Source organism: Patulibacter brassicae (genome assembly GCF_033949425.1).
In the GTDB taxonomy this organism is placed as follows: Bacteria; Actinomycetota; Thermoleophilia; order Solirubrobacterales; family Solirubrobacteraceae; genus Patulibacter; species Patulibacter brassicae.
The window spans coordinates 1-262 of the sequence record NZ_JAXAVX010000037.1 but is presented as its reverse complement, the minus strand read 5'-3'; the positions used below and the strand labels follow the sequence as shown (position 1 = coordinate 262).

The 262-nt window shown below is 72.1% G+C and carries 1 protein-coding gene; it reads right to left on the bottom strand.

The window, feature by feature from the left end; all coding sequences use genetic code 11:
- Positions 1 to 234, bottom strand: a 234-nt coding sequence (locus SK069_RS20365) for an ABC transporter permease (RefSeq protein WP_319956071.1), incomplete at its 3' end; no start/stop codon positions are given.
- Positions 235 to 262 lie beyond the last annotated feature (28 nt).

Below are 262 nucleotides of genomic sequence, written 5' to 3'. Positions count from 1 at the left end.
GCCCGTGGAGACCTTCGCGGCCATCATGTAGCCGAACGCGTAGGGGCCGATCTCGCGCAGGTCCGCGATCGCCGCGAACGCGCCGGCCACCGACGGGGTGCCGACCTGCTGGGCCGCGTAGGCGCCCTGGATCCCGATCACGAGGCCCAGGGCGAAGACGAGGCCCAGGACGATGATCACCGACCCCGACACGAGGATCGACGCCTGCCGCAGGACCTCGGAGCGGTACGTCACCCACGCCTTCGGGGAGACGCACCCGCGC